Below are 25156 nucleotides of genomic sequence, written 5' to 3'. Positions count from 1 at the left end.
CAGTAGACTTTGGCCGCAAACCGTGAAACCGCTTCCATCACAACCTCCACAACCACAAGCGGAATATTCATATCGGCAAGTCCTCAGGCGAAAGCCGAAAGGGCCTTGGTGAAAAGCCTAGGTCCCGTGCTGCATCGGCATGGTCAAACACCAGGTCGCGGTTCATGCGTTCGGCCATCTCTACTGTCCAATGCCGATACCGAGGCAACAGACGCAACGCTGTCACTCCTAATCGAAACAACCACCGCGGTATTGTCGCCAGGCGTGGCAACTTGCCGATCGTGGCAAAGACGCGGCACACCATCTCTCGGTAAGGCAAGGTCTCCCCGCCTGAAAGGTTGTACGTCCTGTCTGCTGCAGCCGGCATACTCAGTGCCGATACACATGCTGTTGCAACATCCTCCGCATGCACAGGCTGACGCAAGCCCCCCGCCTGTCCCATCAGAGGGAAAAAGCCCCATCGCCGTACAAAGCGTACAATTTCGGAGAGATTCTTATCTCGTCCGCATCCATAGATCAGGGTGGGACGCAAAATGACCCACTCCACCCCCTGTGCCTCTGCCCAGACACGCAGGGCCCGCTCTCCCCCGGCCAAACGGCGTGCAATATCCCGCTCACCCTGATCCGACGAATCACCCTTGACAAAAAGGCTGGTGGAGGACAGTGCCACCACTCGGCGGGCACCAAGGGCCTCGATCACTCCAAAATACTGAGGCAACACCCAGATAGGAGCCACGCACAACCAATCCTTGATCGAGGAAACCTCGGAACAGGTCGGCAGAGACGTAGGAAGCCGGAGCCACGTCACGCCGGCTTCAGTTTTGCCTGCAGGTGGCTGCCTAGAAAATGCAACCGTGTGCCGTCCATCTTTACTCAGTCGCGGGATCAGACATCGACCGACCAGACTGTTCGCCCCGACCAAACCGGTATGCTCCCCTTCATCCACGCTGCATCCCGAGCCGACGAAGCATCAGCAAGGCGGAAAGGTAGGAGACGATCAAGCCGAATCGTAGCCAGATACCGAGTGCCACCAGCCACATCACAGGGCCTGGGTACTGATGCTGGAAAAACTTACGATAAAATCGCATCATCCCACGGTGCTTATGCCATTCGACAAATATTGGGCGAGAGTGGCTGCAGCCTCCTTTGGCATGAACGATCCTGGCATCAGGTGCAAACATGATCTTCCAGCCCTTGCCTCGCAAGGTCATGGAAAAATCCAGGTCCTCACAATGCAAAAAATAGCCCTCGTCCCAATGCCCGACGGCTTGCATCGCAGCGCGGCGGACCAGCATGCACGCACCTGAAATGGCCTCGACCTCGATGGAGTGAGTCGGCAACGGCTGCTTGTGTAAGTGAAAATCAAAAAACAGCCGCGGCCAACGCCCTGCGAAACGCGACAGACCGAATGCTCGCACAAAGGACCGCCATGGCGTTGGAATGGCCCGCCGCCCCCCCGCTTGTTCTGTCCCGTCGGGATTCACCAACAAACCACCGACCATTCCAACTTCAGGGCAGTCCTTCAGCGTCTGGGTGAGACGCTTCACAGAATCCGGTTCCAGGACACAATCAGGGTTTAGAAATAACAGACAACTACCTGTCGAATGATCAACTCCGATATTGCAGCCTGCGGCAAACCCAAGATTCTCTCGATTACGAACAATCTTCAATTTGCGGTCACATGGGAATAGAGCCTCAACTTTTTCTAGACTCCCATCGGTTGAAGCGTTGTCGACCACAATCACTTCCTCCACCTGATGCGCGGCAGACGAGACGCAGTCCTTAAGAAGACCACCTGCGTTATAATTCACGATAATCAGCGATACTGCATCGGAGGTCGAACATGTCTCGAGGTTGCCTGAGCAACGTGGTAATGAGGCGAGTTGTTGGTCGGAGCTCGTCGTGCTCAGCATTTGTATTCCTTAGCGAGATTTCGCTAAGCTGTGGCTGAGCCTTAAACTTAGGCCAGGCCTATCGCGCAAGTCAACCAGTCGATGCCGCGCAATCTGCATAAGACAGGGAGGCGATCTGAGAAATCCTGCTCTTCTAAAACACCATTTTGGGGAGCGGCACTAAGCTGGGATAGCCTTACCTTACTGGAAGGACATGCTTGTCCATCACACGCCAAATCTCACGCACTGTGGCAATGCGAGTCGATTGGATCGCCCGCCGCTTGTGCCACATCTTCGGCAACCTCAGCAGCGCATCGCGCTTGGCTCGCAAGATCACGCCGCCCCGTCCAGGGCCCACGTACAATACGCGACGGTTCTTATCGCCGCTCGAACGGAGTTAAATGACCCCCGGCAAAGACGGGGGGTTCACACTTCTCCCCCTTCACCGAGATCTAGTAGAACGGCAGGGTTAGGCGGCGCTACAAAAGCTCTTTGAATTTTTCAGGTGTGATCCGCATATCGTCGATAATGCCATGCAAAGTTCTTGGCTTAATATCGCAGCCTGCATGGACGGGGATGACGACGCGGGCTTTGTCGGAAGGGCGGTAAAAGACGGCATGACTGCCTTTCTGACGGTCCAGTTCAAAACCAAGCTGCTTTGCTACACGGATCAGGTCCTTAGCTTTGACCTGTGGAAGAAGCGGGCTCATGCAGCCACGTGGATGGGCTTGATGATTACATCCTCGGAGGGAATGGGTTCCGAATGGGCTTTCAGGCTTTCGATATACAGTTGGACAGCCTCTGTAATACTCTGCACCGTTTCTTCGTAAGAATCGCCCTGCGAATGGCAACCCCGAAGCGCGGGACAGAAAGCGTGGAAGCCGCCACTTTCGTCTCGCTCTATGATCGCGGTGTAATTATAATCGGTCATGGTGTTCTCCTACCTTTTTTACTACCCTACCACAAGCTGCAACGTTTCGCTCACACCTCCCCGGGGCCGACTTACCTCAATGAAGTAAGCGCTTGTCCATCAACCGCCAAATCTCACGCACTGTGGCGATGCGGGTCGATTGGATTGTCCGTCGCTTACGCCACATCTTCGGCAAGCCTTTGATAGCATCCCACTTCGCGCGCAAGATCACCCTACCCTGACCGCGCAGTGCGAACCAGACGATACTGACCAGATTCAACGTTACATGCAGCGGCAACAGCAGCCAGAACAACATACCCGGCACGTCTTTCACAAATGTCCAGACTAAGTTGCGATGTCCATGATACAGGGAAAAATCACTGTGCTGTCCACCGGTAGTCGCCGATCCCACGTGGTGAACCACCGCGTCCGGCACATACATAGCTTTGTGCCCCGCCAAGCGTAGGCGAAATCCAAGGTCCACATCCTCCACATAACAAAAATAGTCCTCATCGAACCCACCAGCATCCACCAATGCTTGCCGCCGATACAATGCCGCCGCCGCACAGGGTGAGAATACCTCGGATGCCTTCATTGAAAGGGAAGCCACGGGAACACGGTGCCCCATACGCCAAACCAGGCCACTCATATGATACACATCGCCAGCCCCATCCAATACAGACGGATCGGCGGCGTTCACCAGCTTGCTGCCGAAGACATCGAATTCAGGATCCTCCCGCGCCGCCGACAGTAACGCCTCCAGCCAATACGGTTCGGGGAATGCATCCGGATTGAGCAAGGCGATCCAGTCGGACTCAGCAGCAGCCTCGATTGCCACATTGTTGCCTTGTGCGAAGCCAAGATTCTCGTTCAGTTCCAGCACACGCACCGACGGATAACGCCGGACAATATCGAGCGACGCATCCGAACTCGCGTTATCGACCAGAATGATCTCGTTTGGAATGACCGTCTGTGCCAGTACTGCCGACAGGCATTGACCTAGGAAGCGTTCTCCGTTCCAGTTGACAATGACAACTGTCACCTTGGGCCACATTATTCTCGCAGATCGAGTCGGATGGTCGCCTTGCCAGCAGGAGCCAGAAAATGCCGATCACACCGAGCGCACAGGGGTCATAACGCAGGGACCTGGCTTGTTATCGAGAGGAACCTAGTCAGAACTGGGCAGGGGCTTCAACAGCTACTACGTGGGGTGTTACTCACATAATCCGAGTAGTTTTGAATGGAGGGAACGTGTGCTGGGCCAAACCCCCAGCTGATAGTCCACATTCGGACTACCCTCAATAAAACGGTATTTAGATAGGCTCTAACCAAATCGGAGTCCATCACAATTTTCCGCTCAAAGCCCGCAACGACCTTATGACAGGCAGCAGCATGAGGCGCAGCCGCTGTCGCCGATTGACAGCACGCTTTAGATTGCCGAACTTTAGCCAAACGTGGTAGCGAACCGCATCACCCACATCCCTCCAGAACATCCGGTGAGGTGCTTCATGCTTGTGAGGCAAGCCCATGTCCTGGAAGGCCGTAAACCTGCGCAAACCGTTTTTGACATTCAAGGTAGCTTGGAGAAACCCGTGATCCCACAGACGATCAGGCTCAAGATGACAGCCCTCCGCCCATTCGTTCCACGCATTGAGGAATACGAGTTGATCGCCCTTGCCTGTTCGTTGAACATGGTCGATAGTGGACGACAACCAGTACTCGTAGTTTTCTGGAGTTCCGTTAAGCACCATCAGTGCCCGATCGCTGGTGCGCGCTGTGTTATCCCATGCTGGGAAGACCGTTTTGAAGACTTTTGCCCGGCCGTACGTGCGATCGAGATACGATTGCGCAATCGTAGCGTACTGCATCACATTGCCTCGAAACGTCTCGTAGAACTTGATCGTGCCATTGATGTTTGCCGACTTCATGTTGTGGGGCGGGAATTCAACGCCGCTATCAAAGCCAAACTTCGTATAATCTTCGTTGCCGTGAGTCAGCGCGGCGCAAAGATGAATGTTCCCGATACCAACGGTCGCGCAATAGTCTCTCCACACTTTGGCCGTCTTTCGCGCATCCGGTAAATGTTGCGGCCGATACACGATCAAGAGGGGCTCGTTATTCAGGCGAATGTAGCGAGGGTCTCTAAAAAATGGAATGAGGCTCTTGATGAAGTTGATGTCGTCATCGGGCAGGTATTTTTGCGCGATCAGAATCTCATGTTCGGCTGCGTCCCACCGCCTGGTCCAGTTCTCATTGGCCCAACAAAGACAGAACGGCATATCGCTCTCCCGGTCCGCCAGCATGTCGTCGAGCGGCCTATGGAGAAGCCGTGTCCCAGAAAACCAGTAATAGTGGTAGCAGAAGCCATCGATTCCAAACCGTTTGGCAAGCCTGATCTGCTCGTGTCGGGTTTCCCTTAGCCGGAGATCATAGAAACCAAGATCGCTCGGAAGGTGTGGCTGATAATGTCCGTCGAACAAGGGCTTCGCCTTTGTGACGTTCGTCCACTCGGTGAAGCCCTTTCCCCACCATGTATCATTCTCTGGAATCGGGTGAAATTGCGGCAGAAAAAAAGCGATCAGCTTTGGCAAAGACTGCTTATCAGAAGCCAAATGAGCACACGTCCTTACTTCTCCCACGTCGTTGAATGGCCGACTGGAAAGAGGTGTGGCAGTCACAACTTGTTAGACACGAATCCCAAACAAACTGAGACCTAGGCGAATCCGCTGTTTGGCTTGATAGCTCAAGCGATTGGCGATACGTCTCTTCCACAATGCGGGAATAGTACCCCCTGTGCGCAGTGGTTGCGGAGGCACCAGCGGGACAGCATCACCAGAATAGCTGAGCGGCACAGCCTTGACGACGACTTGATACACATCGGCATGCTCGCTACTTTTCAGCGCATCCTGCACTGTTGCAGAGAGTCGGCACCAACTCGCCGCAAACTCGGTGTCCTCAGGCGGCTTAACAACATACCTGACCTCAATAATCTTGAGGTCGGCTTGAGCAAACAATTCTTTGATATTTTTGAAACCGAAGAAACGGATATGCGTACGATCGAGCAACCCCCAGTCGCGATATTCAAAATCTCCATTGATCAAGCACGACGCGACGGCTGCATGACCAACATGCGGAAGGGAGATTACAAGATAACCGTTTGGATTGATCAGAGGAATCATTCGTCGCAGTGTCGTCCATGGGTCATACAGATGCTCGAGCACATCTGCCGCCACAAGGACATCAAAGCGCTCCGCACCAGCAAGCAACTGCGGCCACTCTGCAGAATTCAGATCGGCCTGCATGATTGCTTCGCAATAGGGTGCGGCCTTTGTAATCGCTTCTGGATCCAGCTCAAGGGCCGTCACCCGGCATTGCCCATGCTGCGTCAGCAGCTTGGTGATCGAACCTGGCCCGCAGCCGACCTCCAGCACACGCTTGGACGAGCCAACCAGCTGTACGACATACGCAGGCGCGGTTTGTGCGGCAAGATCCACTGCGTATTCGTAATTGTGCCTAGATTCGGTATTCACTGACCGCTAAGTTGATGATCTGGCTGTTGCTCGATGCTATCGGACGTTTCAAGATCTCTTTTATGAATTTCCAAGCTAACTATGGGCCGGATTGAATTCGCTTCGGATGCGCGCAATTGACGGAATCGTACGTTGTGTTATAGATTCCCCCACCTTTACAGGTGGGGACCTCCCGCTGGTTTAGATGTATGTCATCGTCCGGTTAAGCTTCGCGATTCTCCATCCGCAGCAGGGCGTTCAGGAGGCGGCTGATTCATAAGAGTCTTTCTAATTTCAGAATCTCTACTGCTTGGTTGCATGCCATGTATAAACTCCCTGACAGCCCGAAGAGGTTTGGTTATTTTCCAACTCGTCGATGTATAGAGAGCAGCCAATTCTGCATTCCGATCGACCACAGCCTGGTTGAGGGTGGTGATCTGTGCATCTCGCTCGAGTAAAGACCGGTTGAGGCGGGTAATCTGCTCATCCCGCTCGATCAACGATTGGTTGAGCGTGGTAACCTGCTCTTCCTGCTCCGCCAAAGACCGGTTGAGGTGGGTAATGGCATTTCGACTCAGCTCAGCTACAGCCTGACTAAGGCGAGCCATGTGCAACTCTGTAGACGCCACTGTCTGGTTTAATTGATTACTCACTCCATCGCGCTTAGACGTTGTTGACTTTCTCCAATACACACCGACACCGTCAATCTCGACGATATTTGGCCTTAGGCTATGCCTACTGCAATAGTCATTCACGGCAGCTTTACATGCAGGCACCGCATGATAATCATCGATAATCACGTACCCTTGATGCGAGAGTTTTGGGTACAGATTGGTCAATGCGTCCATCGTTGACTCGTACATGTCGCCATCGAGGCGTATCAATGCTAATTGACCTATCGACGCAGTCGGTAAGGTATCCTTGAACCAGCCCTTGAGAAATTTTACTTGCTCGTCCAGCAACCCATAAGCACGGAAGTTGTCCCGAACTTCATCCAGAGAAACGGCAAGTTGGGCGTATGTATGAAAGTCGGAGCCAGCGTCAGCCGGATACTGTGCCTCATTGGGGCGTGGTAATCCTCCGAACGAATCGGCAACCCACACAGACCGATCGCTTACGTTATGGGCATACAAAACGGCGCGCATCAAGATGCAAGCGCCTCCGCGCCATACCCCAGTTTCTATCAAGTCCCCAGGAACATTGTCGGCAATCACAGCTTCGGTAAGCACTCGCAGGTTCGCAAGTCGTTTCTCTCCGATCATCGTTTGTGCATGACTCGGCCAATCGAGGCCATGGGCTCGAAGCTGAGAATTAAATGTTTTCGGCCCAAATGGTGCCTGAGAACAATCTCTGTAGAGACTACCGGTCAGGCAAGCTTGCATCAGTTCAAGGTAGTCATTCTGCGCATGCTGTAATTGCTGCTGAGGCGATTCGTGCTCTAAAGTCATATTTATCCCCAACCACCCATTACCACCCCTTTTCAAGGCTGGCGCCTTTCTTAACCAAACCTTGTTATACAGCACCCTATCAAGCTCGGTTAATTCAACCAACAGGTCCTTGGTCGATTGTGGCAAATCACTATGGGCAGGCCGACCCAGATTGGCATTTGAGACGATCCTTGCTTCCGGTGGCTCAATTCCAAGATCTCTAAAGATAGCATCTCGATCTGCCTCAAAGGTTTCCGCAAAGCCCACATACGAAAACTCATCGAGATGTTTACTTGCCAGTTCAAGCAATTCGATTGCATCGAAAGCAGATAACGGCCGAGTATCCAACACACCAAATCCGCAGGCGAGCTGCCACACCTGATTATTCCAGATGAAATTTTTGACTTCCGGGTCAACCAAACCCATCCGTAGAAATTCATCTAATGTCACTTGCTGGCTTAGCTTATAAAGCGCAAATTTCTTTGGGTCGGAGCCTTTGCAGAAATAATAGAAAGACAAAATCCTTTCAATAGGATCGCGCAAAAACGTAAACGAATACCTACCCGGCATATAGCGCTTCGCAAAGCCGTAGCCGAAATGACCGGAGAGAAAAGGTATTCCATGGAAATCGTCAAGCACTCCTTCATCTACCTTAACCTCACCTGTGGACGGAGAGTAATCCATTCCCTTGAGATAGTCGTCATGGCTCATGACGTTATGAATTCCATAAGCAGACCTGGCTAATTCAATAATTGTTGTGCCAGCTGTCTTTTGGATATGCAGAAAGACTGCAGGTTTCAAATTCCTTGACACTGTTCCCTCTGAACGTTCGTGGATTCCTTCGTTTGACCATATAGCTCGATCGAATCACAAACCAAACCAACCAAACCACTCACCACGCTGGAGGTATGAGATTCCAAACTGAAGGCATCATGTAACCACTGTAATTGGATGACACTCGGAGGTATGCCGTCCGCAATTGCTACGTCCACCGTATACGAACCAGGCGGCAATATTGGTAACCGGAACGTAAAAATACCTTTGACTACTTCATTCGGATTTGCTGCGAACGGGTTCAAACAATAAGCCATGTAAGAATTCTGGTCAAATACTGCTTGGCCAAGTCCATTCTTCAACTGAAAGCCGATAATAATATTACTGCAAGCCACGTTGACTAAAGCTTCGATTTCTATACGCACCATCTCCCCACCAACTACCCAAGAAAGTTGCCTTCCTGCTAAATCAGTCAGTCTCGCATTCGTGATCGTACCACCTCCGCTACCAAAGCCGCGCGTTTCTGACGAAAAACTAAATACTTCAATATCATTTCTTAAATTTGAATGGTTAATGAAGTCCATGCGTGCATCATGTTTTGATAGCGCATTTCTTCCCAAACTTAGAGAGGGAGTTTCCGTTATCTGTTTTTGGGCATTAAAGCACGCGGCATCATAACGCCTGGCAAGATATGCTTCACAAACATGTTTCGCCTCCCCTATTAACTGAGCCTCACCACGCTCCAACCAAATAGCACGATCACACAAGCTCACAACCGTACAGGAATCATGCGTGACAAAGATGATCGTGCCGTTCATCTTAAAGTTGTTCAAAAACCGCATACATTTTTGCCTAAAAAACACGTCTCCGACGGCCAACGCTTCATCTATTACTAAAATGTCTGCGTCAACATGAACAATGACTGCAAAAGCCAGACGCACAAACATGCCGCTGGAATAAGTTTTGACCGGTTGATCGATAAAGTCGCCGATCTCAGCAAAGGCAACAATCTCATCAAACTTGGCATCAATTTCCGCCTGAGACAGTCCGAGGATCGAGGCGTTTATATAGACATTTTCTCGTCCCGTAAATTCTGGATTAAAGCCTGAGCCGAGTTCCAATAAGGCTGCGATGCGGCCTTGTGTTTCGATCGTGCCGCTGGTCGCGCTAAGCGTGCCGCAGATCAGCTGTAAGAGAGTGGATTTGCCGCTGCCGTTGCGCCCGATGATGCCGACAGTTTCACCCTTTTTAATTTCGAACGACACATCTTTCAGCGCCCAGAATTCGCGGGCGTAGTTCTTCGGCTCCATGCCCATCAATCGCCGCAGGCGTGGATAGATCGCCTGCTTCAACCGATCATGCGGCTTGTCGTAGATGTGATAACACTTGCTGAGATTTTGCACGCGAATGGCGACGTCGTCTGCCACCTGTGCGGGTTGCTGAGGAGAAGAAGATTGCCCCCCCTCAGAACGACCCTCCTCCGCCAGAGCGCAGGAAAGTGGCGAGGGAATCGAGGATTCTTTTGCAAGCCCCTCAGAAGACATCAACAACTCCTTTACAGGTCTCTTGGAACCACCAGAAGCCGGCCCAGGCAATGAGTAGGTTCACGTCACTAGCAATGACTTCCCACTTGCACATCGGCCGGATGGGCCTGGCGGTTGTGCCGGAAACCGAGGATCATTCATTTCGGACCTGACTGGAGCACAGGGGGGTGCCAGAGTGAGAATCCAAACAACGGCTCTCGGTCAATCGAGTCTCGGTAGACCTCGCCGAGACAACCACTTACGAAAGCAGAAAGGAATCCTCAGCCCTCGGCGACCATCTCAAGAGGAAGATTCTCTATGGTGACATTGACAAGGTCCTGAATACCGATGCGGGAACTTGCATCCAGCACCTCGATCCCAATGATATGGCCTTGAGCATCCAGATCCACAACCACTCCTTCCTCCACTTCCTTGCTCTTCGCCACTTCACCTTGCTTGAAATAGACGTAGAGCGCATCGGCTGTCTTGCTATATTCGATCTTCATGTTGTTTCCACCCTTTGCTAGTCGCTTTTGTCTACAGCACTGATGATAAGGATCTCATCCGCAAACTCTCTATAGGTAACTTTTAGATAGCGGCTGCCGATTCGCCTGAATGCGTTCATCCGCTCTCTTTCGGTCTGCTCCACTTTATCGGGGACCGACAGAACTGCTTCGACCTCTTGCTCGGAGATTTTCCGCCATTTCATGCGCCTCCGTGCATGCCGATCATACCGCAAAGGCTTTCTCACGCCAACTCCGTGGCCAACGAGATCAATCTTGCACCCCTTCCAAACCTAAGCGAAGACGAGAGCGATTTCCATGCGCTGGTTCCATTAGTTCCACACAAGCGTCCAGAATTCGCGGATGTAGTTCTGAGGTGGCCATATGGCCGGATAGACTTCACCGCATCAAGCGGCGTGACGGAAATCAGTCAGCCAATTCCCGAATCAGCCACGCACCCGTGAGGGCCTTGATCGAAATTTGGAGGACTTCTTCCACTTTCTCCCGCTTCGCCTTCGGCCCGGGACTCAGCCGCCTTATTCACAAAGGCTTCTCATACAATCGCCGAGAATGAGTCGCCGGTCGTGAACAGCCAAATGCTCTCAGCTTGTCACAATCCCCCTCAGGTACTGCTCAACCGCCTCGACAAACGCCTCAGCTTCGTGAACCGCGCGGCGTGCCGTGTCTTCATCCAAGTAGGACAGTGCGTCGTAGTCTCCGGCCTCGAGGTCATCCTTCAGATTGGACAAGCACTTACCCCACTTCTTGTCCAGTTTTCCGGTTTTCACCAGCAGGAGCCCGAAGAGCATCACGACGCCTTTGTGGGTGTCGCCGCGTTGCCCCTCGGTCAGCAGGGCGGCTTGCGCCGCATGGTATGCGGCATAGTACGCCCGTGATATCGCGTCGTCCCATTCTCCCTTGGCATAGAGGTCGCGGGCAACCCGGGCCTTCTCGCGCGCTTTGGCCGAATAGCCCCTGATTAACTCCTGTTGCGCCTTATCCAATGAGGATTCCCTCTCGATTCACATGCTCCATAAAGGGCGTCTGCAAGGCCTGCAGTCTGGCAAATTCCTGTTCGGGAAACACTTTCAACGACACTAGGCGCCCGTGCGCCAGCAGGACGTCCATCACGGCTTCGTACAGAAGGTCGAGCAGCGCATCGTCTTTTCGCGACACGACCAGAAGGAGATCGTAATCCGAGTCGGGTCGATGGGTCCCTCTTGCGCGCGACCCAAACAGGATGAGTCGTTGGATGCGAGCACGGACCGGGGTGATCCTCTCCAAGAATTCATTCAGGACGATGTCGTCCTTGACTGTTTGCATCGCATGCCTCGGGCGTTCATCCTCCCTCCTCACCCGTGGCCCTCTCCATCACCCGCTGCAACGGGAAGAACAACAGGTACCTGGGATGCGACGATCAAGTTCCACATAGGAAAATTGGATCATGGCGCCTAATTTGCGCTCCACGTGCTCGATCTTCTCTGCAAGGCGGGCCTGATCGCTGCACTTCTTTCCTCTGGAGAAGGGAAAACCGTTCAATGCACGGGCGTTGGTTCGATTCGGATCCCGGCTATCCTCGACCGTTGTTCCGGCAGCAGCGAGCTCAGTCGAATATACACAATCAGCTGGTCTGCCTCCCGTCTTTCTTCACAGATCCGCCGATTGTACTCACACAACTCCGGATCATCCTCCGGAAGAAGGACAACACACGCCCCTTCAGGAACTTGGGCCTCGACTTCCGGGTGGTCGATCAGATAGCGGCTAAATTCGAAGCTCAACGTCATATTCCGCGCAACTACATCCGGTTCCATCGTTATTCCTCCCAATAGCGCCGACGATACCACTTCCAGTTTGCTTTCAAGTCAGATTCAGCGAACGTAAGTGCCGTGTTTAAATCTTTCATGCCTAATGGTGTTTTCACGACATTCTCTTTTGATGAAAACAAATCGCGATGGGCAAATCCATGCGCGGTATCATAGCGCACAACGAGCACCCATTCTTCTCCCTGCCTTACTTCGTACTGAATGACGAATTCAGTCACACGACCCGCAAGCCGGACATGCCTGTGACGAAAGCGATCCTGTTGGCTTAAGAGGATGACAAATTCAACAACCTTCACAACGACTCCTCAGTAAGTCGCGCTCCGTCTCTCTCTTCGGTCCACATCCCGGAACAGGCCGCCTGCAAGAAACGACCCGTGCAGCAAGGCAAGGAGAATCTCCGGCCTGTTCCCGAGCAGATCTCTCAGTTGCCGGATCAGCCGATCCCGCTGTTCGACCGTCACCTTTCCTGGCAGTGGATACGCCATCACCGTTCAGTGAACCCAATAGCAGGAAATCCTCAGCCACCACTCATTGGGAGTCTTTGACCGTGGGTTGCTTCTCGCCTTTGGCTACCGCAATGCGCGTAACTACTTCGGCCAGCACCTTCTCCACACACTCTGAGGGTGAGGCGATCGACGTGTCAATTGTCAGATCAGGCGTTCCTGGCGATTCATATGGATCATTCACGCCCGTAAATCCTGATAGTTGGCCCGCCCGCGCCCTCTTATACATGCCTTTAGGATCTCGCGCTTCACATGTTTCAATGGGCGTGCTGAGATAGACTTCCACAAAACGCTCTGTTCCGACAATCTCTCGCGCTAATCGGCGGTCATCACGATATGGTGAGATAAATGCCGTTATGACGATTAAACCTGCGTCGTTCATCAATCGCGCCACTTCTGCGATACGTCTGATATTTTCGGTTCGGTCCTGATGGGAAAACCTCAGATCCTTGTTCAAGCCATGCCGGATATTGTCGCCATCCAACACATAGCAGGCATGACCGATATCGACCAGCCGACGCTCTAACGCAAACGCCAAGGTGGATTTGCCCGAGGCACTTAAACCGGTCAGCCAGATTGTGGTCGGTCGCTGCCCAAGCAGGTGGCTACGATCTTCGGTTTGGACATGCCCATTGTGCCAAATGACCCCGGCCGGCTTGAGGTCCTCAGAGGACATCGGCAAATCCATTGCGTGTTTTTTGGAACCACGCATAACCGGCCCAAGCAACGGCAATTGCGACGAGTGCGTACTCTCCCAATCCCAGCCAGTTCGGCATGCGCCCCCAGATCAAGACTGCTCGCGCTTGCTCGATGATGAAGGTAAGCGGATTAGCCAGTAGCCAGGGTCGAACCGCCTCCGGAAGGGCGGTCACAGGGTAAAAGACAGGCGAAAGAAACAACATGACAGTCGTCATGATGCCGATCGTTTGCCCCACATCCCGCACAAACACTCCCAAGGATGCCAGCATCCAGGCCAGGCCAAGCGTTATGATGATCAGTAGCATCAATACGAATGGAGCGAACACTGCGGTCCATTGCACGTACCCATTCAATAGGGCAAACGCTGCCAGCCAGATTCCAACACTGATAAGACTGTGAAACAATGCCGCCCCCATGGTCACGACCGGCAATATCTCCAATGGAAACACAACTTTCTTGACGTAATTGACGTTAGAATAAATAAGCGCCGGCGCTCGATTCAAGACCTCTGCAAACAAACCGTGCACGATCATGCCGACAAACAGCACAAGGGCAAACTGCGTTCTGGTTTCATCCTCTCCTCCGCCCCAGCGGGCCTTGAACACCACGGAAAATACAAAGGTGTAGACAGTCAGCATAAACACGGGATGAAGGAATGACCACCCCAGACCCATCATTGATCCTTTATAGCGACCGATCACCTCGCGCCTGGTCATCTGTACAATAAGCCCTCGGTTCCTCCAGAGGCTCCGCAGCAAGGCCGCAATCGATACCGCGTGCGCGGCATGAGGATTGACGCTCTGAGATAAGGACCTGGTTGCGCTGGTCACTCGAAACACTCCGCTTCTAACAAGACAGCCCCTTCACGAGACGCACCACCTTGCCCTGCAATTGTCGGATCGAGCAGCGTGGCCTTCATTAAAAGACGTTTTCTTCCAGCAGGCGACACAGATACCGCCCGTAACCGGTTTTGTCCAGCGGCTTGGCGAGTCTTTCAAGCTGAGTGGCATCGATCCATCGCTGTCTGTAGGCGATCTCTTCGGGACATGCCACCTTCAATCCTTGCCTGTTTTCTAGTGTGGCGATGAACTGGCTCGCATCGAGGAGCGATTCATGCGTGCCAGTGTCCAGCCAGGCATACCCACGCCCCATGATTTCGACTTTGAGTGTGCCTTGTTCCAGATACAAGCGATTTAGGTCCGTAATTTCCAGTTCACCGCGTCGGGAAGGTCTGAGGCTCTTGGCAAACTCAACCACCTGATGGTCGTAAAAATAGAGTCCGGTCACGGCATAGTGCGACTTGGGCTGCCTCGGCTTTTCTTCCAACGAGAGGACGTTGCCCTTTGCATCAAATTCGACCACACCGTACCGCTCCGGGTCATGCACATGGTAGGCAAAGACCGTCGCCCCTTTCGTGCGCAGCATGGCGTTGCCGAGCAGATTGTGAAAATCATGGCCATAAAAGATGTTATCGCCCAGCACCAAGGCAGAGGGATTGTTCCCGATGAACGACCCGCCGATCAGAAACGCCTGTGCCAGCCCATCGGGCGAGGGCTGTACGGCATACTGGATATCCAGCCCCCACTGATTACCGCTCCCCAGCAGCTGCTCGAAGCGTGGGGTGTCCTGAGGTGTGGAGATGATGAGGATATCCCGGATCCCCGCTAACATGAGCGCACTGAGCGGATAGTAGATCATCGGTTTGTCGAAGACCGGGAGCAACTGCTTGGAGACCGCTTGCGTCACCGGATACAGACGAGTGCCGGAGCCACCGGCGAGGATGATGCCTTTGCGTGTGCTCATGAGTCAGTCAGAATCTGTTGAAGAATGTGCCGGACGCCGCTTTGCCACTCAGGCAATTCCAGGCCAAAGCAACGGCGTAGCTTCGTGGTATCCAACCGTGAATTGGTAGGACGCTTCGCGGCGGTGAAATATTCCGACGAGGCAATCGCACAGATCGAATCCGGTGAAAGTTTGAGCGACTTGCCAAGAGCCTTGGCCTCCGACAGGACCACCCGCGCATACTCACACCAGTTTGTCTCCCCACCTGGCACGAGATGATACAGGCCGAAGGGAAAGTTTTCAGCCCCCTCACGCTGTCTCTGCCTAACCAACTGCGCCGTCACGTCCGCGAGCAAGGCCGCAGATGTCGGCACCCCATATTGATCCGCCACGACGTTCAAACTTTCTCGTTCACGAGCCAATCGCAGGATCGTTTTCGCAAAGTTTTTCCCCTGGGCTCCGACCACCCAACTCGTGCGAAGGATCAGATGCCGCGCGCCGGTTGCTTCCAGCGCGATCTCGCCGTCCCTTTTGGTGCGCCCATAGACATTGAGGGGGTTCGTCAGGTCCTCTTCTGTATAGGCACCTAGCTTGGTGCCATCGAACACATAGTCGGTTGAATAATGCACCACCCATGCACCCAGCTTCGCCGCTTCTTCTCCAAGGACACCCGGCGCGACAGTATTGACGGCGTGAGCCAGCTCGGGCTCTGCTTCTGCCTTGTCCACGGCAGTGTAGGCTCCAGGATTGATCACCAGGCCTGGTTTAACCGATCGTACCAAACCGGAGATCGCAGAGGCGTCGGACAAATCACACTCAGCGTAACCCACAGCGACGATCTCACCCAAGGGAGCCAATGCACGTTGCAACTCAAAACCGACCTGACCCTGCTTGCCGGTTAACAGTATCCTCATCGCACTCAGGTGCCGTATTGCTTGTCGATCCAATTGCGGTAGGTACCGCTGGTGACGTTGGCAACCCAACTCTGGTTATCCAGATACCAAGCAACCGTCTTGCGGATGCCTGTTTCAAATGTTTCTTGGGGCTTCCACCCTAGTTCCCGTTCGAGTTTGCTCGCGTCGATGGCATAGCGGCGGTCGTGACCGGGACGATCTTTGACGAAGGTGATCTGGTCGGCATACCTCTTGGCATCGGAACGTGGGCGGAGTCCGTCTAGGATATCGCAGAGGGTTTGCACAACATCGAGATTGGCTTTTTCGTTCCAGCCGCCGATGTTATACGTTTCGCCCACGCGCCCGCTTTCGAGCACGAGCCGGATGGCACTGCAGTGGTCCTTGACGTACAGCCAGTCTCGCACTTGCCGGCCGTCGCCATACAGAGGAAGCGGTTTGCCTGCCAACGCATTCAGGATACAGAGTGGAATGAGTTTTTCGGGAAAGTGATAGGGACCGTAATTATTTGAACAATTGGTCGTAAGAACCGGCAACCCATAGGTATGGTGGTAGGCGCGCACCAGATGATCGCTGGCCGCCTTACTGGCCGAATAGGGACTGTTGGGCTCGTAGCGACTCGTTTCGCTGAAGGATGGAGCCTCTCTCGTTAACGAGCCGTACACTTCGTCGGTGGACACGTGTAGAAAACGGAAGCCCTCTTTGGCCTCGCCGTCCAGCGCTTGCCAATAGGCCCGCAGGGATTCAAGCAAGTGAAAGGTGCCGACGATGTTGGTCTGGATGAATTCGCCGGGACCGTGAATGGAGCGATCGACATGACTCTCAGCCGCGAAATTGACCACCGCACGAGGACGGTGCTCGGCCAGCAGTCGATCGACGAGCGCCGTATCTCCGATATCGCCTCGCACGAACAGATGCCTCGTATCCCCTTGTAGGCCGGCAAGATTGTCCAGATTGCCCGCATAGGTGAGCTTGTCGAGATTGATCAGGCGCTCCTCGTGTTGCGCCAGCCAGTCAAGAACGAAGTTGGCACCGATAAACCCGGCACCGCCGGTGACCAGAATGCTCATGCCTCTATTGGGATGCTTGTATGTTGCATGTGAACGATGCGCGACCGACGATGGTGGGCTCTGTCAACATGCTGTCAGGCCATCCGTTGAGATAGGACAGGGTGAAAACTTGGAACAAGTCGCTTAAGATCTTGAAGCAGCTCTTCTTCGTCCAGCTTCGAAAGAGTAGTCTCCAACGACTCCAGCCATTCACTCAGCTCGCTGACGGGAACAGGAGATCCAATGGCGCGATGAATTTTCGGATGGACGGTCGGCTCGACCCGTTCACAGTCCTCAAACAGCTCCTCGTACAATTTTTCTCCCGGCCGCAGTCCGGTAAAGACTATGTCGACGTCCTTCCCTGGAACGAGGCCGGCCAGCACGATCATGTTTCTGGCCAGATCGGCGACTTTGATCTGTTCCCCCATATCGAGGACGAAGACTTCTCCTCTCCGTCCCATCACGCTCGCTTGGAGAACCAGCTGCACGGCCTCCGGAATCGTCATAAAGAACCGCTTGACCTCCGGATGGGTCACGGTCACCGGACCACCCTTCCGGATCTGTTCGGAGAACAGGGGCACCACGCTCCCATTGCTGCCCAACACATTGCCGAACCGCACGACCGTAAACTTCGTGAGACCGGTGTGATTGAACTCCTGCACCAAATGCTCCGCAATTCTCTTGGTGACACCCATGACGCTCGACGGATTGACGGCCTTATCCGTAGAGATCAGCACAAATCGGTCAACGCCGGTTTGCAAGGCGACTTCGGCGACCACACGAGTCCCAAGGATATTGTTCCGGATCGCTTCCTTCGGGTTCAGCTCCATAAGCGGAACATGTTTGTGCGCAGCAGCATGGAACACGATATCCGGACGCGTCTGATTGAACACCTCCGATACTCGGTCCGGCACCGTAACATCTCCGATGACGGGGAGGATCATCGCCTCAGGATGTTCCTCTCTCAACTCGAGCAGGAGCGAATGGAGGGCATTTTCATACCGTTCGAACAACACCAGACATGCCGGTTTGTATCGCGCGATCTGCCGGCACAATTCCGATCCGATCGACCCCCCCGCTCCGGTCACCAATGCCGCCTTTCCAGCGATGAGAGGGCGCAGTTCCTGACGATCCGTTTGGATCGGTTCGCGCTGCAGCAAATCTTCCAGTTTCATCGGCCGTACTTGCTGCAGAGAGATGGGATCGACCAAGAGTTGCTTGATATCGGGCAAGGTTTTAATCGGCACGCTGCACCCTTCTGAAGCCGCCAGAATTTTCTGTTTCACCGCCGTCGAAGCCGATGGAATGGCGACGATGATTTCTTGGGCATCCAGCCTATCGGCTGCCTGCTTGGTATCGGCAATGGTCCCTACAACCGGGATTCCATGGATCCTTTTTTTACGCTTGATAGGATCGTCGTCCACGAACCCCACCGGACGGCAGTCATAATTTGCATCGGACAACATGTCCCTGACCAACAGCTCGCCCGCATTTCCGGCACCGACGATCAACACGCGTCGTGCACGAGGACCGACGACCTGGAGCCACTCACGGAACCCCCGCACGGCTAATCGGATGCCCGCCAAATACAATCCATTCAACAGCCCGGTCAAGATGATCACGGATCGAGGATACTGGGTAATACCTCCGATAAGATGGATCACTCCGTAAAATACCGCTGCGCTGGTCAGAGAGGCCAAAAGGATCTTGCCCAGATCGTGAAGACCGACATATCTCCAAAGCCCTCGATGAACCCCAAATGCCCATAGACCGGCACCGAATATCAGCAAAAGGGCGGGCAGATGATCCCACATGATCTGCCGATATTCGTGAGGAATATCGCCCTCAAAGCGCAGCGCAAAGGCGGTCACATTGGCCGTCAGGATCAGAACCAGCTGCGCGCCGATAACGAGAATCGAGCGATGATCGAGCACCCGGCTCCCATACCGACCGGCGATGGAGTGAAATAATTTGGCTACGGCCTGTTTCATGCGAATCCTGATGTCCGAACGAAGGACTCACGCTCCGCCAACAGTATTTCGACGACCTGAATGACACGATTCACGGACAACTCTTGCAGACACTTGCTCAAACTATTGATATGGCGATCGCAGCCCTCGCCCAAGCAAGGCACGCAGTCTCCTTCTCCTTGAAGCAAGTAGACATTCTCCAGCCGTTGCGATCCATGGGTTTTCCACGGACTCTGTGCTGTGACAGGGAAGTTCTTCGGCCAGGGCCCCCACTTCACCGGGTTCGATGGCCCAAACAGGACGACGGTCGGTGCACCGATGGCTGCTGCCATATGACTCACGGCGGTATCCGTTCCGACATACAGAGCTGCGCGGCTGAGCAGATACCCGAGCGCCGGCAAGGTCAGATGACCGACAAGATTCACCGCATCCCGGAGACCCTCGACCACTTGTTCGCTGTAGGCTCGTTGATCCGACGCCCCTCCTGCCACCACGACCACAAGCCCCTGATCGACTAGCCACCGTCCAAGCGCGACCCAACCGGCCACCGACCAGGTTTTGTAGACAAACTTCGGCGAGACATGCAGAACGGCATATCGCCGATGAGTCTCTACCCCGGGAAACCGGCGATGAACGGTTGCTTCATCCTCGTTTTTCCAACTGACAACCGGTGTCCCTAGCGGTTTGACTCCTAACGGTGCAAGCAACCGCAGATTCATCACGACCGTATGAGTAGACAAGTTATCGAACGGAATCCATTCATGGAGCAGGGTCCGTTTCCACCACGACTTGCCGTCCGGTAACAACGTTCCCACGCGATATCGGCCGGCGACCCACGCGTGAAAGGTGGGGCGATCGCCGGCTAAGACTGAAAGGGCGACATCATAGCGGCGCCAGATCGAACGGAGCAATCTCAGATGAGTCCCGATCGGAGGATGTTCAGGAATGGTCCAGATTCGTCGGATATCACGATTAGACGATACGATATCCTGAGTCCCTTCGAACACGAGCATATCGATCATCAGATGGGGCAACGCCGCCTTGAGCGAACGAACGACCGGCGTGGCCAACAGCACATCTCCGATCCGACGCGTGCACACCACCAATGCACTATGCATTTCGCCCTTCATTTCGCAATCCGGATTTTGTCATCGAGACGATGGCCTGTCGGCATCAGCGACCACCATAGTGGTCGAGTCCAATGGCGGCTCGAACCTTGGTCGACCGCAAAAGATCATCCAGGCGTTGCTGATTGTCGGGTAGCCTCATGCGATCCTGTTCAGGATGCCATAAATGAAACACCGTCGCAGCCATGCGAGCATTCTTATGCTTGACTCCGGCACGGCGAAGCCGAATGATCAAGTCTGAATCCTCCAACCCCCACCCTTCGTAGGACTCGTCCAGTCCGTTCACACGGATCAAGTCGGTCCTCCATATGGAGAGATTGCAGGTCTTGATCCCTCTCCAACGATCCGGCATCCATTTTCGGAACGGAGCATCGGGCAGTGTGATCAGGGGAAGCAGCCGATTGACTTCGCGCCGAGACCAGGATTGTATCCAATCGATACCACTCCAGGCGTGAATCGGCAGCCGCTGACCCAACACATGGCTCGTCAACCCGGCCGAGAGCAACACACGATTCGATCCGAGAAAGTAGCCTGGTTCGGCGAGCTGCTTATGGACACGCACGAAATGACGCGAAGGAACACAGTCGCCATCTGTGAACACCACATAGTCGGCATCCGTCGACGCGACGGCTCGATTGCGGATGGCGGCCGCTCGAAATCCCCGGTCTTCGTGCCACACATGCGTCAGCGGAAACGGCGTGCGCCGTGCATATTGCTTCACGACCTCAGCCGTCTCCTCCTTCGACCCGTCATCCGCGACCACAAGCCCGAAATCGTGATCGCTTTGACTACTGTAACCTTCCAGTACAGCTGCCAGTGCATCAGGGCGATTGTATGTCGTCACGATCACCGCTGTTTTCATTTCGATCGTGAGTTGCCATGGCGTTGAAGAGGCACTTGTTTAGGAAGCGGCCACCCCTCTTGCTGTTCAAACCGCTTGGCATAGCGATAAAACGTTCCTTCGAAATTTCCGAAGGCAATGACAAACCCGGCCCAGCCATCCAGAAACCCCCGCTTTGCCACATAATGTTTGAGGAACGACCAGATGCCATGAAACAACGCGGTCCCCATCGACACCTTTTGATCGGCCAACTTCAGCGCCCCGAGCGACGAATACCGGTTGGCCTTCTTGACGACCTCTTCGAAGTCCCTGAACGGAATCTGCCAAATCGCATGCTCCAACCGACCGACCGGCTTGGCAGTCAATACTTCGTACCCTTCATGGACGGGAGATTCCGCGTATTTCATAGACCCCTTTCGAAACAATTGAGGCTGTCGGAAATTCGGATACCAGCCGGAATGTTCGATCCAACGTCCCATGAAGTAATTCTGTCTCGGCACAAGATATGCGTCATGAGCGGGAGTTCCGGCAAGAATCATGAGGATTTCATCACGGACCTCCGGCGTGCACTGCTCGTCCGTGTCGAGACTGAAAATCCATTCATGCGTACAGGCATTGATGGCTTGATTCCGCAGATGGCCGAATCCCTGGAACGGGATCTGGACGACACGGGCTCCCAAGTCCTGCGCGATCCGAGCCGTTTCATCGGTACTGGCGGAATCGGCCACAATGATTTCGTCGGCCCACAGCACACTGTTGATGGTATCGGCGATTTTCTTCGCCTCGTTGAAGGCAATGATATAAGTCGAAATCCTCATGTCCTCATATCGAGTTGGGGATCGGTCCTGGAATACATGAGACCGGAAAACAAACAGTAAAACAGTTTTTCAGTATGGTCCACGAGAAAGGGGTTGAAGAAACTTCCGACCGCTATAGTCACCACTACCCCTTTGGCAAGCAATCCGTACGCTGCATCACGGTTAAGAGCGGTCCATCTCCACTGTTGCACGAACAACCAGAGCAGTAAACCGAGCCCGACTATACCGACTTGCACCAAGATAAACAGGTATTGATTGTGGGGATGGGGCGGAACATCCAGACCGGCTTGTTCCGTACGCGATCGGTACGCTTGAACAAACCCTCCCGTACCTACTCCGATCAGTGGGTGGTCCTGAATGATCTCGGCTGTGTGATAGAAATATTCCAATCGCCAACCTACAGCATCATCGACTACAGCCACCTTTGGATTCCACTGTGTGACACCGGAAACGGCAAGATTCACTCGTTCGTGGAATGAAGACGAAGCCTGGTACGCGGTCGAAAATGATACGGTGAGTACCACAATCGCTGCGAGTATTCCTCGCCACCCCAAGGTCGAATGAAAGGCCAGGATGGCAAGTCCGGCCAGCACCACATACCCCGTTCGGCCCTGGACCATCAACAAAACATTCCCGACAGCCAAAAGCGAGACAAGACTCCACCCCCATCGCACTCGTCTGTCTTGAGACTGCCAGGCCAACACGGCAAAGAGTAACGCGCCGAACGCCATCAGCACGTTATGGGTGGTGTGTTTTTTGAAAACACAGGGATTGGACGGGTCGCAATTAAGGGCTCCGCTGGTGGGGAGAAGGGTTCCCATGCTCAAGACAAGGGACAACACCAACGTCACGACCAACGAGGCCGCGAGCGCCAGGATCGCGCGATTTCGCTCCTGAACATCAATCGCCATCGAAATCAGCACAGGGATGAGTAAGAGGTCCGCATATTTCTTGATCGACAGGGCTCGTTCCTGTAAAGATCCCCCACCCCACAGGGTTCCCAGCAGCAGCCATCCAAACAACAAGAGCACGCTCACCGCCACAGGGTTCGCAGTGATTCGACGAAGCTTTTCTCGCCATTCGCCGCTGGCTGTCCAACAGACAATGAGGAGCCCGATCAGGATGCTGTCGGCAACAACCCACATCGGAATGGTGAACCCGAGCGCGGTCGTCGTCCAGCCCGCCGCTCGCCTCGCCTCCATCTGCATCCTGTCCTTCGTCCAACTCATCACTTGTAGGCGAACGCGATCAAGGATTTCCGAAGGGACGGAATCATGTCTTTCATCGCCGTCCCCACTGATTTCATCCGCTCCATCCCCTCGCGGTACCGCCTGGACTTGAGGAAGGACACCTCATATCTTTCGAACCCCGCCGAGTCCAGCAGCAACTCCAACTCACCCCGGGTAAACTCGCGATTGTGTCGGAGAGGATAATACGACATCCCTTTGTAGAGAATCGGGGTCGCATGGAGATAGTGATCGGCATAGTCGTAGGTAATATGCTTTCCTCGCAACAGACGACTCCGGTTTCTAAAGCTGGCAACGTTGGGCACGTCGACCTCCAGGACTCCTCCCGGCCGCAACACTCGCCTCATTTCACGGACCGCCGGCAGATGAGAATGTGAAAAATGTTCAAGCACCTGGCAGCACACCACGGCATCGAACGATGCATCAGGATAGGGAATCGCATCGGCTTCCACATTGCAAACCTGAAACGTGATGCCTTTCCCATACGTATCAGGGTAAATCGAAGGCTGATCCTTCACATCGAGCCCATGACACTCATGACCCAGTTCGGCCAGAAACAAGAGCAATAAACCTTGTCCGGACCCGACATCAAGCACCCGCTTGGCTCCGCTCAGCCGGGCCGCGATTTCGCAGAACCGATCGATGCTGCCCTTGAACAAATCCTCCATTTCGGAATTACCGCGACGAAAAAGGCGGCCTTCATCGCGTAGCCGAACAGCAAGACCCAATAAGTCGCTTGGATTCCTCTGTTGGGAGGAGGCAGAATTGAGCCCGGTCACGCTATGTCTTGACGACGACATGTGGAGGGTCTTGAACCGACACAACCGGCGCTTCAGCGTCTCTGCCGGATGGAACAGGATCTCGAAGGGAGCCGGCGATCTTCCCATTCCCTTCCAACTTGCCAACCAAGCTTCGGAACAGAAAAAACATGCCGACCCATACAGCAAGGATAATGAGTCGCACTTTGTCCGTCGAGTGGTGATACAAAACGGCCAGTCCTCCGCACAGAACCATGACTCCATACTCTGCAAGCACGGTCCGACGATGGCTCCATCCGCTCAAGACCAATCGCTGATAATAATGCTCCCGGTGAGCTTGCCAGATATTTTCGCGACGGAGCACCCGTCGGATCAGAGTCACCGTCGCGTCCACAATGAATGGGGAGAAGATCATGACCGGGACCCACAACTCGAATATTCCGTCGCGAACTCCAAGGATCATCAATGTCCCTGCCAAGAATCCAATGGTAATGCTCCCCGCATCGCCCATGAATATACGTGCAGGTGGGAAATTATGGGTGAGAAATCCCAGCGCGCCCATCGCAACGAACGTAGCGATGATGAGCATGACCGGAAAATGGGCCTGCCACCCGAAATATGCGAGAAATCCGAACCCAAAAAACGTCATTCCGCCTGCGAAGCCGTCCATACCGTCCATAAAGTTATAGAGGTTCGCCATCCAGAGGAGGACAAGGACACTGACCGGAATTGCGGCTATCCCAAGCGGGATATTCGGTCCTCCTGGTATTGGGATGGAAGACAAAGTCAAGCCGATACCCCCAATGATGATGAAAGCGGAGAGCGCTTGAACACCCAGACGCAGCCTTGCAGGAAGACCTATACAGTCATCGATGAAGGAGACGACAAAGATGAGGAGCATCGAAATCACAATCCACACACTCCCTGACGCCAAGCCTTTCGGCAATATAGGCTTCGAGGGTTGGAGAATCGCCAACACACTGGCAGCCAGAACGAGACTGATCACCACACCGGCAATGACGGCTAACCCACCGGTCTGGGGGGTCGGCATGGAATGCATTGTCCGTTCGTTGGGATGAGCGAGTATTGA

28 protein-coding genes are annotated in these 25156 nt (G+C 53.9%); all 28 read right to left on the bottom strand.

The features are described from left to right. Positions 1-67: 67 nt before the first annotated feature. A complete protein-coding gene (locus P0119_20245; GenBank protein MDF0668386.1) occupies positions 68-946 on the bottom strand; it encodes an NAD-dependent epimerase/dehydratase family protein in 879 nt (292 codons plus the stop codon). After that, positions 939-1913, bottom strand: coding sequence for a glycosyltransferase family 2 protein (locus P0119_20240; protein ID MDF0668385.1), 975 nt, complete (start codon positions 1911-1913; stop codon positions 939-941). Before P0119_20240 ends, P0119_20245 begins: the two co-directional genes overlap by 8 nt. Before the next feature lie 458 nt (positions 1914-2371). Further along, positions 2372-2602 (bottom strand): type II toxin-antitoxin system HicA family toxin, encoded by a 231-nt coding sequence (locus tag P0119_20235; GenBank protein ID MDF0668384.1) that lies wholly within the window; start codon positions 2600-2602, stop codon positions 2372-2374. Continuing rightward, the gene (locus P0119_20230; protein ID MDF0668383.1) at positions 2599-2823 is read right to left on the bottom strand and encodes a type II toxin-antitoxin system HicB family antitoxin; all 225 of its coding nucleotides are present in this window, start codon (positions 2821-2823) and stop codon (positions 2599-2601) included. The genes P0119_20235 and P0119_20230 overlap by 4 nt, the downstream gene beginning before the upstream one ends. 76 nt (positions 2824-2899) lie before the next feature. Then, the gene (locus P0119_20225; GenBank protein ID MDF0668382.1) at positions 2900-3844 is read right to left on the bottom strand and encodes a glycosyltransferase family 2 protein; all 945 of its coding nucleotides are present in this window, start codon (positions 3842-3844) and stop codon (positions 2900-2902) included. A 301-nt stretch (positions 3845-4145) separates the two neighbouring features. After that, positions 4146-5393: a glycoside hydrolase family 99-like domain-containing protein gene (locus P0119_20220; GenBank protein MDF0668381.1), complete on the bottom strand. Its 1248-nt coding sequence runs from the start codon at positions 5391-5393 to the stop codon at positions 4146-4148. A gap of 93 nt (positions 5394-5486) precedes the next feature. Beyond that, positions 5487-6332 (bottom strand): class I SAM-dependent methyltransferase, encoded by an 846-nt coding sequence (locus P0119_20215; GenBank protein ID MDF0668380.1) that lies wholly within the window; start codon positions 6330-6332, stop codon positions 5487-5489. 191 nt (positions 6333-6523) lie between these two features. Then, the gene (locus tag P0119_20210; GenBank protein MDF0668379.1) at positions 6524-8539 is read right to left on the bottom strand and encodes a macrocin O-methyltransferase; all 2016 of its coding nucleotides are present in this window, start codon (positions 8537-8539) and stop codon (positions 6524-6526) included. Next, positions 8536-10056 (bottom strand): ABC transporter ATP-binding protein, encoded by a 1521-nt coding sequence (locus P0119_20205; protein ID MDF0668378.1) that lies wholly within the window; start codon positions 10054-10056, stop codon positions 8536-8538. Before P0119_20205 ends, P0119_20210 begins: the two co-directional genes overlap by 4 nt. A gap of 260 nt (positions 10057-10316) precedes the next feature. Further along, complete coding sequence (locus P0119_20200; GenBank protein ID MDF0668377.1) at positions 10317-10541, bottom strand: DUF2283 domain-containing protein; 225 nt, start codon at positions 10539-10541, stop codon at positions 10317-10319. A 17-nt stretch (positions 10542-10558) separates the two neighbouring features. Beyond that, positions 10559-10786: a DUF4258 domain-containing protein gene (locus tag P0119_20195; protein MDF0668376.1), complete on the bottom strand. Its 228-nt coding sequence runs from the start codon at positions 10784-10786 to the stop codon at positions 10559-10561. A 354-nt stretch (positions 10787-11140) separates the two neighbouring features. Further along, the gene (locus tag P0119_20190; protein MDF0668375.1) at positions 11141-11542 is read right to left on the bottom strand and encodes a HEPN domain-containing protein; all 402 of its coding nucleotides are present in this window, start codon (positions 11540-11542) and stop codon (positions 11141-11143) included. Further along, positions 11535-11861: a nucleotidyltransferase domain-containing protein gene (locus P0119_20185; protein MDF0668374.1), complete on the bottom strand. Its 327-nt coding sequence runs from the start codon at positions 11859-11861 to the stop codon at positions 11535-11537. The genes P0119_20190 and P0119_20185 overlap by 8 nt, the downstream gene beginning before the upstream one ends. Positions 11862-12073: 212 nt before the next feature. Then, positions 12074-12349 carry a hypothetical protein gene (locus P0119_20180; GenBank protein ID MDF0668373.1) on the bottom strand — a complete coding sequence of 92 codons (276 nt, stop codon included), beginning with the start codon at positions 12347-12349 and terminating at the stop codon, positions 12074-12076. Between the two features lie 2 nt (positions 12350-12351). Next, positions 12352-12657 (bottom strand): hypothetical protein, encoded by a 306-nt coding sequence (locus P0119_20175; protein MDF0668372.1) that lies wholly within the window; start codon positions 12655-12657, stop codon positions 12352-12354. Positions 12658-12666: 9 nt separating this feature from the next. Then, positions 12667-12846, bottom strand: a complete 180-nt coding sequence (locus P0119_20170; protein ID MDF0668371.1) for a hypothetical protein — start codon at positions 12844-12846, stop codon at positions 12667-12669. 43 nt (positions 12847-12889) lie between these two features. Further along, entirely contained in the window at positions 12890-13540 is a 651-nt protein-coding gene (cysC, locus tag P0119_20165) for an adenylyl-sulfate kinase (GenBank protein ID MDF0668370.1), read from the bottom strand. Then, entirely contained in the window at positions 13530-14393 is an 864-nt protein-coding gene (locus tag P0119_20160) for an ABC transporter permease (GenBank protein ID MDF0668369.1), read from the bottom strand. Before P0119_20160 ends, cysC begins: the two co-directional genes overlap by 11 nt. Before the next feature lie 88 nt (positions 14394-14481). Further along, positions 14482-15366: a glucose-1-phosphate thymidylyltransferase RfbA gene (rfbA, locus tag P0119_20155; protein MDF0668368.1), complete on the bottom strand. Its 885-nt coding sequence runs from the start codon at positions 15364-15366 to the stop codon at positions 14482-14484. Beyond that, positions 15363-16259, bottom strand: coding sequence for a dTDP-4-dehydrorhamnose reductase (rfbD, locus tag P0119_20150; GenBank protein ID MDF0668367.1), 897 nt, complete (start codon positions 16257-16259; stop codon positions 15363-15365). Before rfbD ends, rfbA begins: the two co-directional genes overlap by 4 nt. 5 nt (positions 16260-16264) lie before the next feature. Then, a complete protein-coding gene (gene rfbB / locus P0119_20145; protein ID MDF0668366.1) occupies positions 16265-17326 on the bottom strand; it encodes a dTDP-glucose 4,6-dehydratase in 1062 nt (353 codons plus the stop codon). 74 nt (positions 17327-17400) lie between these two features. Further along, a complete protein-coding gene (locus tag P0119_20140; protein ID MDF0668365.1) occupies positions 17401-19296 on the bottom strand; it encodes a nucleoside-diphosphate sugar epimerase/dehydratase in 1896 nt (631 codons plus the stop codon). Continuing rightward, a complete protein-coding gene (locus P0119_20135) occupies positions 19293-20393 on the bottom strand; it encodes a glycosyltransferase family 9 protein (GenBank protein ID MDF0668364.1) in 1101 nt (366 codons plus the stop codon). The genes P0119_20140 and P0119_20135 overlap by 4 nt, the downstream gene beginning before the upstream one ends. 55 nt (positions 20394-20448) lie before the next feature. Beyond that, positions 20449-21264, bottom strand: a complete 816-nt coding sequence (locus P0119_20130) for a glycosyltransferase family 2 protein (GenBank protein MDF0668363.1) — start codon at positions 21262-21264, stop codon at positions 20449-20451. Beyond that, positions 21261-22061 (bottom strand): glycosyltransferase family 2 protein, encoded by an 801-nt coding sequence (locus P0119_20125; protein MDF0668362.1) that lies wholly within the window; start codon positions 22059-22061, stop codon positions 21261-21263. The genes P0119_20130 and P0119_20125 overlap by 4 nt, the downstream gene beginning before the upstream one ends. Next, positions 22058-23269, bottom strand: coding sequence for an O-antigen ligase family protein (locus P0119_20120; protein ID MDF0668361.1), 1212 nt, complete (start codon positions 23267-23269; stop codon positions 22058-22060). The genes P0119_20125 and P0119_20120 overlap by 4 nt, the downstream gene beginning before the upstream one ends. Positions 23270-23289: 20 nt before the next feature. Continuing rightward, complete coding sequence (locus tag P0119_20115) at positions 23290-24108, bottom strand: class I SAM-dependent methyltransferase (protein ID MDF0668360.1); 819 nt, start codon at positions 24106-24108, stop codon at positions 23290-23292. Then, entirely contained in the window at positions 24089-25117 is a 1029-nt protein-coding gene (locus P0119_20110; protein MDF0668359.1) for a glycosyltransferase family 4 protein, read from the bottom strand. Before P0119_20110 ends, P0119_20115 begins: the two co-directional genes overlap by 20 nt. Between the last annotated feature and the right edge of the window lie 39 nt (positions 25118-25156).

This window comes from Nitrospira sp., from assembly GCA_029194665.1.
Classification (GTDB): Bacteria; Nitrospirota; Nitrospiria; order Nitrospirales; family Nitrospiraceae; genus Nitrospira_D.
The sequence above is the reverse complement of the archived record's forward strand: the minus strand, read 5'-3'. Positions and strand labels throughout refer to the sequence as shown.